The organism is Corynebacterium sp. LK31 (assembly GCF_014335015.1).
Lineage (GTDB): Bacteria > Actinomycetota > Actinomycetes > Mycobacteriales > Mycobacteriaceae > Corynebacterium > Corynebacterium jeikeium_D.
Genome location: NZ_PDGW01000014.1, coordinates 36,339 through 51,260, shown reverse-complemented (window position 1 = coordinate 51,260; position 14,922 = coordinate 36,339). Strand labels below are relative to the sequence as shown.

Sequence of the window (14,922 nt, the reverse complement as noted above, 5' to 3'; positions counted from 1 at the left end):
GAGAACCCCTCTCCGGAGGGGGAGCCGGGGACGCGGTGGCGTCGCAGACGGATGACGGGTGGTTGGTGCACGTCGCACCGGTCGCAGCTGGTGGCCGACCATCCACCCGCGACATGCTCGTCGCCGCCGCGATCGGCGTCGCGGGGTCTCTCATCATCGTGCCCCTGACCTACCTGCAGGTGTTCGCCGGCATCGCCCACGTTTATCTCGTCGCGGCGACGCTCGGGTTGTGGTTCCTGCAGTGCGTTGTTCCCCTCATCGTCGTCCGCAAGCCTGGCGCGAGCCTTATCGCGTGCCTTGCCATGGGCGTCGTGTCCGCGGCGACCACCCCGTTCGGCGTCGCCGCAATCGGGGCGCTGACTATGGAAGGATTGCTCATCGAGCTTCCGTTCATGGTCACCCTGTACCGGCGGTGGACGCGTCCCCAGTTCGTGGCGTCGGCGATGTTGTTCTCCGCGCTGATGGGAACGATGGCCCCGCGCGCAGTCGGCGTCGACTCGCCGACCACGCCTATGACCCTGATTAGCTTCGCCGTAGCCTTGGCATCGAGCCTGGTGTTTTTGGTCCTGGGCTTTGCCGTCGCAAAGGGGCTTCGCAGCCGTGGGGTCACCCGGTGACCGGCGGAGCACCCGCGTGCGCCGGTGCGACACGCGGGACGGCCCCGGCCCGGTTACGGGTTAGTGGCGCGGGCGTCCGGCACGCCGATGGGCGATGGGCACCCGACATGGTGGATCTCTCCTTCGATTTCGGCACGATCAACGCCATCACGGGACCCGTGGGATGCGGAAAGACGAGCCTGGCCCACCTCATCGCTGGACTGATCCCCTCGCACATCCCCATCGACCATGCCGGATTCGTGCACATCGTCGATGCCGACGGCACCGAACGCCCCGTGGACGGGGACCGGGTCACCTTCGTCGGGCAAGACCCGTCGACGCAGGTGCTCACGCTCCGAGTCGTCGATGACGTGTCGATGGCCCTCGAGTTTTCCCTCGTGGAAGCCGGCATCGTCGCCAAGCAATCAGCCGAGGCCCTATCGGAGCTCGGGCTGTCAGAGCTCGCGGAGAAGGATCCGTGGGCTTTGTCGGGTGGGCAACGCCAGCGGATGGCCATCGCCGGTGCTGTGGCCAGGGCGCCGGAGGTCATGATCTTCGACGAGCCCGCGGCCCACGTTGACGAGGACGGTCGTCGGTCGCTGTTCGCCGCCATCCGTGATTTGCGGTCCCCGGGGCGCGTTATCCTGCTCATCGAGCACGACCTCCGCCCGTTCGACGGGTGGGTCGACACGGTGACAATCCTCGATGCGGACGGGAGCGTCGCCGCGCACGGAGCACCGGAGGGCATCGCGGTGAAGGGCATTGCGACGTCGGCCGCGCCCGCCGGAGCGCCGGACGCCAGTACGCCGGGCACGGGGGCACCGGACCGTCCCGATTTGGAATCGGAGGCGGATGCCGTTCCACTGCTGGCCTTGACCGGAACCCACGTGGCCCGAGGCGGGGAGAGGATTCTGGACGGGGCCGATCTGACACTGGAACGGGGCGAGATTCATGCCCTAGTCGGCGCCAACGGAGCCGGTAAGTCCACCTTGCTGGCGGTGCTGTCAGGCCAGATGAAGGCGGGAGCGAACTTCCGGATCGACGGCGCGTCCGCCCGGCGCGTCCCCGACGCCTTCGCGTCGTGGGCGTTCCAGAACCCCGAGCACCAGTTCACCCGCGCGACCGTCGCCGCGGAAATCGACTCCGCGCTGGCCGGCACGGACCCGCACGGACCACTCGGCGCCGATGAGCTGCGGAAACTGCGGGAAGCCCTGTGCCCCAGGGCACTTGACCCCGTCTCGCCGTTCGTCCTGTCGGGCGGACAGAAAAGACGGTTGGGCATCTTCCTGGCGGTGGCGGCCAATCGCCGTTTGCTGCTTCTCGACGAGCCGTTGGCGCACCTGGATTCGCCGAGCTCGCGCATCGTACTGGATGCGCTAGCGGAATACGCCGGGGCCGGCGGAACCGTTGTGTTCACGTGCCACGACCGCCGTGTCGCGCGAACGTGGGCAGATAGGGCGAGCATCGTCGCCGAAGGGAAGGTCGTCTGGTCCGGTCCCGCAGCCGACCTGCCGGCTTCCCCGGAGTCGTCCCGGCGGGATCGCCCACTGCCCGCGGCCGGTGCACGGACGTCCTTGGACGAAAGCCCCTGGACCAATGAATCCGCCGCTAGAAGGCGCGCGGGGTTGAACGCCATCACGATTGTCGCGGCGGTGATGTTCGTCCTCGTCGCCGGGCTGCTCTCCGGCGGAGACGCCGTTCTCGCCCTGACGGTGGTCGCGTTCCTCGCACTCGCTGCGATCGCGGAACGCGACGTTCGGGCGACGGCGGGGAAGGTCCTTTTTGTCCTGTTAATCGGGGTGTTCTTCGGCCTGCTCGGGTGGCGCTCCGAGTTCTACGGAGGTGGGGATGCGTCGGAAGCCGTCCGCCACGGCATCCATCACGGACTGCTGTTGATGGCCGTGTTCGCGGGGACGGTCCTGGTCTCCGCGTGCATGCGCGTCGAGGAGCTTTTCGACGCCATGGTGCAACGCCTCCGGGTGCCCTACACATGGTGCACCATAGCGATTTCCGGGGTGAGCATCGCAGCGTTCCTGCGCAGTGAAATCCCCCAGCTGACATGGGCGATTAGATTGCGCTCGATGCGACCGGAGCAGTCTTTCCGCTCCGGTTTCATTCGCGCGACGACGCCCGCGCGCATCGCTTTCCCGTTGTTCGTCAGCGCCGTGCGCTGCGCCGAAAAGCTGTCCCTGACCCTGGCGATGCGCAACTTCGGCCTCTATCCGCGGCGTACCTTCCGCACCGATCACCCCTGGCGAGTGCGTGACGGGTTCGCGGCCGCAGCGTCCGCCGCGGTCTTCGTCGCCGCCCTGGTGTCCGCAGTGACTTGACGGGCGCCTGGAACCGGCGGGTCCCGGGCCCGCGAGCGTTTCTGAGCTTGTGCGGAGACGCGCCCCACCCAGTTGCTTCACCCTTTCAACCCTTCAGACACATCCTCCGGGTCACGCCATGCGGGCCCGGTCCGCCCGGCACCGGCATGGCGCCGACAACCGAAAGAGGTACCAATGAACACGATCCGGACCATCAGCGACGTGCTTCGGGACAAGGCCGATGAGACGAAAAAGGGGATCACCTTCGTCGAGAATCGGCGGGACGTCTTCGTCCCGTATGGCCGGGTCCATGCGGAGGCGGTGGCGGCTGCGAATCGGTTGGCCGAAGCCGGCATCGGCCCCGGCGATCGCGTGATCTTCCAGGTTTCGGAGAACCGCGGGCTCATCCGGGCGTTCTGGGGCTGCGTCTACGCCGGCGCGGTTCCGGCGCTTGCGCCGCCGGTGTCGGGCCCGGTTGACGTCGACAGGGTGCGGACGCTCTCGGACATGATGCCCGGGGCCCCGATCCTGGTCGACGAACGCAGTTACACGCTGCTCACCGGCGCAAACGGTGCCGTGGTCGTGGGCGAGGATCGGCTGCTCGACGTGTCCATCGTCAATGACGCTGCCGCGGAACCGGATGCGGCGATGCCGGGTGATGCTGAATCGGACTTCTCTCAGGCGGGTGACGTGGATTCCGGGGATGGCGCCGGGGCGGTCCCCGCGTTCCCGGTGCGAGGTGGGACGGCAGGCGAAGCCCTCATCCAGTTTTCGTCCGGCTCCACGGGATCGCCAAAGGGCGTCATCGTAACCAACGAGTCCGTGCTGAACGGTCTGCGCGCGACGATCCCACGCCACGCGCACCGGTACGAGAACAAGATGCTCACGTGGCTGCCTTTGACCCACAACCTTTCGCTGATCGGCTTCCACGTCTACGCCCTTTTTCGTGGGTACGACCAGGTGTTGCTGCCGGTTTCCGAGGTGGTCGCCGATCCCCCGAGGTGGTTCGAGGCCGTGACCAGGCACCGGCCGACGGTGACAGTGTGCCCGAACTTCGCGTTCAAGCATTTCCTGCGCCATCTCGAGCGCCGGCCCCTCGGGGATGACCACGGTTACGACTTCTCCAACGTCCAGAAGCTGATGAGCGGTTCTGAGCCCATCGACGCTCCATTGGCCCGGAAGTTCCTCGCGGCGATGTCCTCCATGGGCCTCCGGGAGGATGCCCTGACCTCCGCCTACGGAATGTCCGAAGCTTGCCTGCTGGTCACGACCCGGGATATCTACTCGGGTCTGTCCACGGTGCGACTTGACCGGACGGGCATCGCCACGGGGCAGCGTTTCGAGGACATCGAGAGCGAGTCCGGAGCTGAGTTCGTCGCCTTGGGCAAGGCCGTCCCGGGGATTTCCTTGACCATCCGCGATGACGGGGGCGGGGTCCTCGGCGACGGCACCGTCGGTGAAATCCACATCGCCGGCGCTCCGATGACCCGCGCCGCGATCACAGCAGAGGGGATCGTGGAGCACGAGCTCACCGATGATGGGGCGTTCGCAACGGGGGACATGGGCATTCTCCGCGACGGCGAGTTGTTCGTCCTCGGCCGGAAGAAGGACATCATCTTCGTCAACGGCCGGAATTACTATTCGGCTGATTTGGAAGCCGTGCTGGAGAATGTGCTTGACCGCGATGTTGCCGTTCTCGGCCGGAGCAACCCAGCCACGGGCGAAGAGGAGATCGCCGTGTTCTTGGCCAGGCGGACCCCGACCGATCGTAAGGCCGACGATGCGACCGGTGCCGGGCAATCGGACGGGGATGAACCTCCGATCGATGAACAGGCGGTGGCCCGGTCCGCGACGACCGAGCTGATGCGCGTCGCCGGGGTGCCCGTCTCCAGGGTTCTGTGGGTCGACGAGCTGCCCGTCGCGTCGAACGGCAAGAAGCTCCGCCGCAAGCTCGAGGCTCTGCTCTGAGGCGATGACGATGACCAATGAAACGATCGCGCCGGCCGTCGCATCTACCGCCGTGGGAAGAGCCCGCACCGGGGCTCGAGTCGCCCCCGAACGGCTGTCGGAGTCCATCGCCGACGCCATCGGCGTGCACCTGGATTCGGCGGACGTGAAACTCCGCGACCACATCCCGAACTCCCTGACTTTCCTCCAGATGCTGCTGGCGCTGGAGGACGAGTACGGGGTCACCATCGATTACGCGGCGATGGACCCCGGGGTCACGGTCGCTGATTTGGCGGCCGTCATCGACGCCGCCCGGGGTGGCGCTGATGCCGGATCTGCCGCAGGCGCCGCTGCCGGGGCCGATCCCGCTGTAGCGACGGGTGAGTCGGATGACGGCTGTGCCGGCAAAAATGGGGCTGGTCCCGCGGATGCGGTCCCGCTCAATCCAATCCAGACCGCCTACCTGCTCGGCGCGGACGAGGACATCGAGCTTGGTGGCCAAGCGACGTACATCTACGCGGAATCCCGGCACGACTATTCGTTGCCGCAGGTGGAGGAGGCCGTGCGGGCGGTCTTCGGGCGTCACGACGTGCTGTTCCATCGGCTCGACGTCGATGCCGGGGTCTTGAGCCCGACCGGCGTGTGCCTCGCCACCGTCGAGGTAGTCGGGTCCGGCGACGATATCGACGCGGCGGTGGGGGAGATCCGTCGGGACATGCGAACCGCGGCGCGATCGTCGAACGAGGACGGCCCCATGGTCGCCGCGAGGCTGCTCGCAGATGCGGGCGGGTGCAGGATGTTCATCTACTTCAACATGATCGTCATGGATGCGGGTTCGGTGTACCTGTTCTTCGACGAGCTCGAATCCCTGCTGGCCGGGGAGCCGCCGGCTCCGGCTTCCAGATATGGGGATGCCCTGGCGGCAATCTCTGCGCGCCGGCGCGACGGGAAACGGGCCGAGGACCTCGCCTACTGGGAGAAGAAGGCCGCAGATCTGCCGCGGCGTCCGGAGTTCCCGGCGGCCGTGGGGGGTGGCGACGATTGGTCGACCCGGCGCTTGGGCACGGTGCTCGACGCGGAGGTCACCGCCAAGCTCAGCGAACGTGCCCGCCGCATTGGAGTTACCCTGTCGTCGCTGGTGATGGCCGTCAACGCCGCCGTCGTCTGCAGGTGGCTGCCCGAATCCGCGTTGACGGTCAACGTGACTGTCAGCGAACGCAGCGGCCTCGCCGCGGGCACGAGGGTGATGGGAGATTTCACTTCATCGATGCTTGTCGGCGTCGACGCCGGGAGAGCCGCGACCATCGACGGGTTGGCGGAGGCAATCGACCTGGACATCCGCGAAGGGCTGTCCCACCGCTGCGTTTCCGGTGTGGAGGTGCTACAGCGATTCCTCCGGGACGCGGCCAATCAGTCCCAGGCCACCGCTCCGGTGGTGTTCACCAGCTACCTCGGCGGCGAGCGGGGAAGCGGGCGCAGCCCGGTCATCGAACGCGTCTACACGCAAACCGCGCAGGTGTGCCTCGACATCCAGGTGATGCCGGCATCGGGCGGGATGGCGTTGTCGTGGGACGTGGTCGACGATTACTTCCCTGCGGTAGATGCGATGTTCGGAGCCGTTGCGGAGGCCCTGGACGTGGTGGCGGAGGGGGGAGAGGCTCTGCCCATCCGTCATGCGGAGACGGAGAGGGCCGTCGCCCGCTACAACGATGCTGCGGGCCCGATCCACAATGACACCCTGGTTTCGCTTGTCGAAGCCGCATGCGCGGCGACTCCGGATGCGCCGGCCGTGCGCCTAGCCGCCCGGGGCATCTCGTACACCTACGCCGAGGTCTGGGCCAGGGCCGGACGCATCGCCCGCCAACTCTCGGATTCCGGCGTCGGGGCGGGGGATGCGGTGATCGTGCGCTACACCAAGCATCCCGACGACATCGTCAACATGGTCGGCGCATTGCGTGCGGGAGCCGCATTCGTGCCTGTCGACGCGGGCATGCCGGCCCAGCGACAAGAATACGTAGTGGAAGCCTCAGGTGCGGCGGGCCCGATTCTGGACACCGGCGTGATCGATGAACTGGACCAAAGCGGAGTAGAGGGCGTCGGCAAGCCCGCAGCCGCGGAAGTCTGCGACCGCGCGGGCAGCGCGGGTGCGCACTCTTCGCCCGGCACTGCCCCTGACGACCTTGCCTATGTCATCTTCACCTCGGGGACCACGGGCCGGCCAAAGGGTGTGCGGATCAGTCATCGCAACTGTGTCAACACCATCCTCGACGTGAACCGGCGGTATGGGGTCACCTCCGCTGATTGCATCATCGGATTGTCGTCGCTGGGATTCGACCTGTCGGTCTACGACGTGTTCGGTGCGTTCGCGGCAGGCGCGACGGTGACGATGGTCGGAGACGAACGCAACGCCGATGAAATCCTCGACGTCTTGCGGGAAGAGCGGGTCACGCTGTGGAACTCCGCGCCCGCCCTGTTGGAGCTCGCCCTGGTCCGGGCGACGGACGACGACGTGTTCCCGGATGTGCGCACCGTATTGCTCAGCGGCGATCGCATCGCAGCGGGGCTTCCGGCGCGCGCCATGGACATGTTCCCGAACGCGTCGATTAATAGCCTGGGCGGTGCGACCGAAGGAAGTATTTGGTCCATCCAGTACCCGCTGCAACGCGACAGCCTGGAAAACCGCATTCCCTACGGGTACCCGCTGGCGAACCAGGGCATCCACGTGCTCGCGCCCGACGGGGTGCATTGCCCCGTCGGGGTGCCGGGGGAAATCCACATCAGCGGCCTCGGCGTCGCGCAGGGGTATGCGGCCGATCCGGAGCGGACCGCTGCCGCCTTCGGGTATGTCCCAGGCATCGGTCGCTGCTACCGGACCGGAGACGTGGGCATGTTCAACGCGGAGGGTTTTGTGGAATTTCTCGGCCGCCGCGATCGTCAGGTGAAAATCGCGGGCTTCCGCGTCGAACTCGGAGAAATCGAATCGGTCCTCGAGCGGTCCGGCCTGGTGACCGCGTCGATGGCGGCCGTCGTCGAATCGGGCGATCGGGGACTACTGGCGTGCCTCTACGTTCCGGTGGACGATATGACCGGCTCGCGGGATGCCGTCCGGGCCGAGCTTGCCCGCTGCTTGCCAGCGTACATGGTACCGACGGTCCTGCTGCCGGTGGCGCATCTGCCCGTTACCGTCAACGGGAAACTGGATCAGGAGGAAATTCGTAGGCACGTCGGCGCCGCGGGCGGCGGGGCAACGGCCGATGGCGAGGTCGCCGGGGCGGGGGCCGGAGCCGTGGGCTCGGCTGGTTCCGTCGCCGACCCCGGGGCGATCGAGTTGGTGTCCGGAGTCTTCGACGAGATTCTCGGGGAAGCCCCGTCGACGGGTGCCGCGGATCCGGCGTGCGGCGCGGGAGAGTCCTTCTTCCGCCGCGGCGGCGATTCCCTGCAATTCCAGGTTATGATGCGCGCGATCCGGCAGAAGACGGGAGTCCGGCTCCGTTTCCGCGACGTCATCGAAGACCCGACCATCGCGCACATCGCCGGCCTTGTCTCAGATGCCATGCGGGAGTCCGGGGCCGAGTCTGAAGCCGTCTCCGAGGCAGTGCCTTCCCCCGATTGTGCCGTCGGTGCCGGTTCAGCCGCAGGAGGCGCCCGAGAATGCCCCGCGAGTGCCCACGGAAAGGATCCGGTGGAACAATTCGGGGATGACCCCCACGCGCCGTTCCCCTTGACTGACATGCAGAAGGCCTACTACGTTGGCCGGAACTCTGGGTTCGAGCTGGGCGGCGTCACCGAGCACTACTACATCGAATCCGTCACCGAACCCGGTACCGACATCGATCGCCTGGAAGACGCCCTCGACAAGCTAATCCGCAGGCATCCGATGCTGCGCGTCGTGTTCACCGCACAAGCCACGCAGCGGATCCTGCCGGAGGTTCCGCGCTACCGTATTGATGTCGCCGACTACCGGACCGCCGATGAGGCGACCGTGGTCGAGGCGGTGCGGCGCAAGCGCGATGAGCTGAGCCACCAGGTATTCGATCTGGGCAGCTGGCCCTTGTTCCATCTGTCGGCGTTCGCGCTCCCGGACGGGCGGCACCGCCTGTTCTTCAGCGTGGACATGATCATCGGAGACGGGGCGAGCCAGCGGATTTTCATCGACGACCTGGACAAGCTGTACCGAGGAACGGAGCTTCCGCCCGTCACTGGCGACTACCGCACGTACGTCTTGGAGATGAAGCGTCGGGAAGCTTCGGCGGTCGGGCGGGGCGAAGAGACGTTGACTCGGACGGTGGTCGAGGAATTCCCGCCCGGCAACACCCTTCCATCAAGCGGTGCGGCCGCGGACGTGGATGTGCCGCGGATGCGTCGCCTGTCGTACACGTTCACCGCTGAGGAAACCGCACTGTTGCGGGAAAGGGCCAGCGCCGCCGACGGCAGCGTGTCCGCACTGCTTCTCGCCTGCTATGCGACGAGCCTGTCGCTGTGGTCGAAGGGGGATTCGGTCGGCATCAACATCACCACGTACAACCGTGATTCCGAAATCGCCGACGTCGCCGGCGTCTTCGGTGATTTCACCGGCGTCATTCTGATGCCTGTAAAAGCGGCCGCCGACCATGATCTCCGTTGGTGGACGGCGGAACTGCGCAACCGGCTGCTCGGGCACATGGCGGCCGGGTACTCCGGGGTGTCGTTGCTCGGCACCATCGCGCGCCACCGGGGTCTGCCCGTCGGACAGGCCATAGCGCCGTTCGTGTACACCTCGTTGCTGTTCGGCGAGGGGGCCGCGGCAGGCGATGGCTCGGGCAAGGATGCCCACGTCCTGGGAGACGTCGATTACGCCATCTCCCAGACTCCGCAGGTGCTGTTGGACAACCAGGTGATGGAGGTCGACGGGCGTATCAACGTCGCCTGGGATTTCGTCGAGCAGATCCTGAAACCGGAACTGGTGGAGGACATCTTCGACCATTACATCAGGTCGGTGTCGGGCTTCGCCGGGGGCTGCTCCGAAGCGGCGCCGCTGAGCGTCGGCCAGGTTCGGCACCTGCGCCTGGCGGTCGGGGGCACTTCTTCCGGCGGTGGGGTGATCGACGACGGCGTCGCGGGCGTGTTATCGGCAGAGCGCGACAGGGCGGGCGCGATCTCGAGGATCGCATCCGGGGACCTGATGGGCCGAGTTCGCGGATACCTGACGGTCATCACTGGGATAGTCCGGGCCGACCTCGGCGGCGCCGAAGCCGGCGCGGACGACAACCTGTTCCTCCTCGGCTACGACTCCCTGGGATTCGTGAAACTGATGCAGCGGATCCAGGACATCACCGGGGCGTCGGTGCCGCTCGCGGAAGCGCTGGCCAAGCCGACGCCACGTGGCGTGGCAGAGCTCGTCGGCCAGTCGACGGCCACGCCGACCGACCGGCGGGACGCGGATGACCCCGGCGCGTCGGCCACGGACCGTTCGCTGGTTCTATTGCGCAGCGGTGATGAGGCGCGCCCGATCTTCCTCGTCCACGGCGGATTCGGCACCGTCGACATCTACCGAGACCTGGCACTCGCGATCCCCGGTGGCGGGCAGGTGTGGGGTGTCGGCTTCGCGGAGTTCGAGAGACCATTCCCCCACGCTATCGGCATCGGCGATATCGCGGCCCACTACTCGGGCCGGGTCCGCGAGGTGCTCGTCGACGGTGCCGCCCCTGCGATCGTTGGATGGAGCCTCGGCGGCACCATCGCGGCCGAGATGGCGCTCCGTTTGGCCGATCTCGATCCTGCGCTGGTGTTTCTCGACAGCCTGGCTCCGGGGATCGCGGTCGACGTCGGGGATTTCGACGCGGAATCCGAAAAGGGGCTGCTGTCCCGGGTGATGCCCTCGATCGCCGATCTCCCGCACGGAACGCCGGTTGCCCGCCTCTGGGCGGAGTTCGGCGGGGTCGACGAGACCGATGAGGAACGAGGGGCCCGCCTGCGTGCCCTGGCCGCAGCGGTCGCACCGACGCTCCTGGAGGACCTTGGGCTTTCCGGCGACCGGGTGACAGCGACGGAGTTCAACTCGCTGCGCTCGCTCATCGATGCCCGCACTCGGTACCGGCCCGAGGGGCGGGTGAGGGAGGCGCTGTTCGTTTTCCCCGATGACGGCGAGGCTCACAACCACGACCAGTGGCGGGACCACCTCGTCGATGACCTCTGCGTCGCCGGCGTCGCGGGAAACCACTATTCGTTCGTCCTCGGAGAGGATGCCGCGCTGACTGGGGCTCTCATCGGGGAGTACATCGAACACCGGCGCCGGGCGCCGGAAACGGACGACAGGGCAGTGGACCCGTCGTCCGATGGAATCGACCGGTCGCGGGACCGGGGAAACGAGATGGAAAGTGACTGATCGACGAAACGGCGGGGAAGCACGGGACCGCGACGCGGGCGAACCTGTGAAAGTGCTGGTGGCCGGAGGTACCGGCGTCACCGGACGGCTCGTCCGGGGGATGCTCGGCGCCGTCGACGGGATCGAGCTGGCCTACACTTCCCGAAAGAAACCGGACGATGGCCCGGGGCGGCACTTCCCGCTGAGGATCGCCGCCGGCCACAACGAGATCTGCAGGGTATTCCGCAAACACGATTGGGTGGTCAACTGCACCGGCCCGTTCGAGGTGCACGCAGACTCACTCGCCCGTGCTTGCATTGACTCAGGCACCGGATACATCGACGTCAACGATTCGATCGACGCCCGCCGCGCAATCATGGCCCTCGACGGGGATGCCCGGCGGGAGGGGGTTCCCGTGCTCACCGGGTTCGGCCTGTGCCCGGGCTTGTCGACGGCACTGTTGATTCTCGGGGCCCGCGCTGCGGGGGTCGAAGAGGTCCGCGATGTGCGGGTCGATCTGAGAATCGGCGCCGACCAGGAATCCGGGGCCGCGTCGGTCGAGTCGATGTTCCGGACCATTCGCGGCGGATACCGCGCGATGCTCGGCGGCGCCATTGTCGAAGTGCGGCGCAACCCGGTGTCGTCGCAAAGCGGAATCGGCTACGAATGCCCGGACGTCGACGTCGTACGCGAGGTGTGTCCTTCGATCCGTGGATATTCCTACCACGTCGCCTTCGATGCCCTCCCCGATGCGTTGGTGGAGAAGATCTGCACGTCGAGACTGTACGCGATGCCCGTTGTCTCCGGTCTGCTCGCCCGTCTCGGGGCGGCCGTGACATCGCGGAAGGCGCGGGCGAAGGGCACTCCGCAACCCGCCGAGCTGGTCGCCGCACTGTCGTCCGCCGGCGCGGGCGATGCGGGGCCGTCGGCCGAGACGACCGTCGTCCGGGCGACCGGCCCAGGTTCCTACAAAATGACCGCGGCGATTGCTGCCGCCACCGTTGTGGCGGTGGCGGGGAAGCCGGTCACGCCGGGGTGCCGGGATCTCGTCGGCCACCCCCGGCTCCTCGAACCGGTCCTCGCCTTCGCCCGCGATGCGGGCATCCATATCGAGGTGCCGCATGACAACCCGACCACGGGGCCGCTGCCGACAGCGGCCCACTGCGATACCAAAGAAAAGGGGAAACGATGACGGAGAAAGCTGAACGAGGTGCGGCGATCGTCGTCCGCAACCTCACGAAGAGCTACCCGATTGCGGGCAAAGCGGGCACCGCGCCCGAAGGCGGTGCAGGTGCCCCGCCGGACGGCGGGCGTAAGGGAAAGCGCGGTGCCCGGATGCGCAAGCATGTGCTCGACGGCGTGAGTTTCACCGTGCCCGCCGGGGCGATTGTGTCGTTCCTCGGCCACAACGGCGCAGGCAAGACCACTCTCATCCGAATCCTGTCGACGCTCATCACCGCAGACTCCGGCGAGGTGAGCATCTTCTCGCGCGATGTGAAAGAGGATCCGGTGGGCGTGCGCGCCGACATTGCCACCACCGGCCAATTCGCGGCGATCGACGAGAACCTCACCGGCCGGGAGAACCTGGAGTTCTTCGGGCGGCTGCGCGGACTCGACCGCGCCGACGCGGCCGCCCGCGCGACGGAACTACTCGCGCAATTCTCGCTCGCAGACAGTGCCTCGACGTTGGTGTCGGCCTATTCGGGTGGCATGCGGCGGCGCCTCGACATCGCCGCGTCGCTGTGCGTCGTGCCCAGGCTGCTGTTCCTCGACGAACCCACGACGGGGTTGGACCCGGTCAGCCGCGAAGAGCTGTGGGGCTTCATCCGGCAGCTGCGGGACGACGGAATGACCCTGGTGCTGACCACCCAGTACCTGGAAGAGGCGGAGGCGCTGGCAGACCACGTCCATCTGCTCAAGGACCGCCGCATCGTCGCCAGCGGAACGCCGGAGGAATTGCGCCGCGACTTCGGGTCGCACGTGCTCCGCGTGTCCTTCGCCACCGCCGCCGGGGCGGAGGCGTTCGCCCGCTGCCTCGGGGGAACGTGCCTGGACCGCGCCCGCGTCGCGGGGAAGTCGGTGTCCCTCGACGTCGACCCCGGGCCACGGATCCTCGAGGCGGTGGCGCGGGCGATGGAGGCCTCGGAAGCGTTGCCGGATTCGCTGAGCGTGTCGCCGCCCACCCTCAACGAGGTGTTCATATCGATGAACGCAGGGGGTGCGGCGCGATGAGTGCGACGTCGGTCGCGGCGTTTCTCCGTCGGGATCTGCTGCTGTTGCGACGCAACACCGCGTCGCTGATCTCCATGTTCGTAGTTCCGCCCCTCTTCCTGCTGTGCCTGTACGCGGTGTTTGGGTACTCGGCGGGGCAATCCGGCTTCGGGTACCTGCGTTTCGTGCTCGGCGGCTGCCTGTTCCAGGCGGCGATGTTCACCGCCGCGGCGTCGGCGATGGCGGTGGGACAGGACGTCGAATCCGGGCTTGTTGACCGCGTGCGCGTGTTGCCCGGGGCCACAGGCGGCTATGCCGCCGGCAGGCTCGCCACCGATTTGCTGCGGATGTCCGCGTCGATCGCGGCGCTGCTGGTCGTCGCGTGGGCCTGTGGCCTCGACATGGCTGTCGGTGACGTCGCGTGGACTGTCCTGTGGTCACTGCTCGCCGCAGCGGTTCTGTCCCTGGTCACGGACGGGGTGATCCTGATGGTGCCCGCCCCGGTGTCGACGGCCTCATCGATCCAGGCGCTGGAAATGCTGCTGCTTATGTTCTCCACCGCGTTCATTCCGGAGACCGCTTTGGACGGCTCCCTGCGCGACGTCGTACGTCACATGCCGTTTTCGCCGATGATCGAGGTGATCAGGGCGGCGTCCCCGGACGCCTTCCCGGATAGCGTCGGGGAAGAGGCAGCCCTGTGGCTCGGCGTCGCGGTGGTCGCCGGAATCGTCCTGTTCATCCGCCGGTTCACCTCGAGGAGCGAATCATGATCGACGCCATCTTCGTGCATTTGCGGCGCATCGCCCACATTTGGCTGCGGCGCCCCGACTTCTGGTTCATGACGTTCATTGCTCCGCTCGTGTACCTGTTCATCGTCAACCGCATGTTCGGTGGCCTGGTCAGGCAGCTCACCGGAGAGTTCGAACTCCGGAACGCGGTCATCCTGGTCGTGACGGCGTGGGCGTTCATCCTGGCCATCACGGGATCGTCCACCGTGTTCGTTGAACGCAGCAATGGCTTCCACGAGCGGTTAATCACCATGCCGTCACCGTACGCGGCCGTGCCGGCCGCACGGATTATTGCCGAGTTCATCCGGATCATGGCGATGACGGTCGTTGTCGCGGCGGTGGCCGCCTTGCTTTCCGACGGCCCCCCGGAGGTGTCCTGGTGGTGGAGGATCGCGGTGACCGGCGCGATGGTTGCCGCGGCGGCCGCATGCACCGGCACGTACATCGCGTTCTCCATCACCAGCCCCCAGGGTTCCGTGGCCCTCATCCCGTTAATCATCGTTGCGATGTTCGTCAACACGGTGCTCATGCCCGCCGACCACTTCCGTCCTCTCCTGCGCGGAATCGCCGGGCACACCCCCGTATCCGCGGCCGGCGAGGCCGTCAACGGCACCGGGGCTGCGGGTCTGGTGGTCTGCGCGGCCTGGTTCTTAGGCATCGCCGTGCTCGCGGCGTGGGGCATCGCCGTGAAAACGAGGCCGGGGGAGTCTGCATGACGGGCACGTCCA

The 14,922-nt window shown here is 67.2% G+C and carries 8 protein-coding genes; all 8 read left to right on the top strand.

What is annotated here, in order from left to right; genetic code table 11:
* Nucleotides 1-35 precede the first annotated feature (35 nt).
* The 8 genes from CRD18_RS06800 (at nucleotide 36) to CRD18_RS06765 (ending at nucleotide 14,910) form a co-directional block, all read left to right on the top strand.
* A complete protein-coding gene (locus CRD18_RS06800; protein ID WP_224784316.1) occupies nucleotides 36-617 on the top strand; it encodes an ECF transporter S component in 582 nt (193 codons plus the stop codon).
* Between the two features lie 107 nt (nucleotides 618-724).
* Nucleotides 725-2,926 (top strand): ATP-binding cassette domain-containing protein, encoded by a 2,202-nt coding sequence (locus CRD18_RS06795; protein ID WP_239660039.1) that lies wholly within the window; start codon nucleotides 725-727, stop codon nucleotides 2,924-2,926.
* Between the two features lie 174 nt (nucleotides 2,927-3,100).
* Nucleotides 3,101-4,873: an AMP-binding protein gene (locus CRD18_RS06790; RefSeq protein ID WP_187406605.1), complete on the top strand. Its 1,773-nt coding sequence runs from the start codon at nucleotides 3,101-3,103 to the stop codon at nucleotides 4,871-4,873.
* A 10-nt stretch (nucleotides 4,874-4,883) separates the two neighbouring features.
* Nucleotides 4,884-11,216 carry a non-ribosomal peptide synthetase gene (locus tag CRD18_RS06785; protein WP_049172315.1) on the top strand — a complete coding sequence of 2,111 codons (6,333 nt, stop codon included), beginning with the start codon at nucleotides 4,884-4,886 and terminating at the stop codon, nucleotides 11,214-11,216.
* Nucleotides 11,209-12,387, top strand: coding sequence for a saccharopine dehydrogenase (locus tag CRD18_RS06780; protein WP_239660040.1), 1,179 nt, complete (start codon nucleotides 11,209-11,211; stop codon nucleotides 12,385-12,387). Before CRD18_RS06785 ends, CRD18_RS06780 begins: the two co-directional genes overlap by 8 nt.
* Nucleotides 12,384-13,427 (top strand): ATP-binding cassette domain-containing protein, encoded by a 1,044-nt coding sequence (locus CRD18_RS06775; protein WP_049172221.1) that lies wholly within the window; start codon nucleotides 12,384-12,386, stop codon nucleotides 13,425-13,427. Before CRD18_RS06780 ends, CRD18_RS06775 begins: the two co-directional genes overlap by 4 nt.
* Nucleotides 13,424-14,176 (top strand): ABC transporter permease, encoded by a 753-nt coding sequence (locus CRD18_RS06770; RefSeq protein ID WP_187406604.1) that lies wholly within the window; start codon nucleotides 13,424-13,426, stop codon nucleotides 14,174-14,176. The genes CRD18_RS06775 and CRD18_RS06770 overlap by 4 nt, the downstream gene beginning before the upstream one ends.
* A complete protein-coding gene (locus CRD18_RS06765; RefSeq protein ID WP_070653326.1) occupies nucleotides 14,173-14,910 on the top strand; it encodes an ABC transporter permease in 738 nt (245 codons plus the stop codon). The genes CRD18_RS06770 and CRD18_RS06765 overlap by 4 nt, the downstream gene beginning before the upstream one ends.
* Nucleotides 14,911-14,922 lie beyond the last annotated feature (12 nt).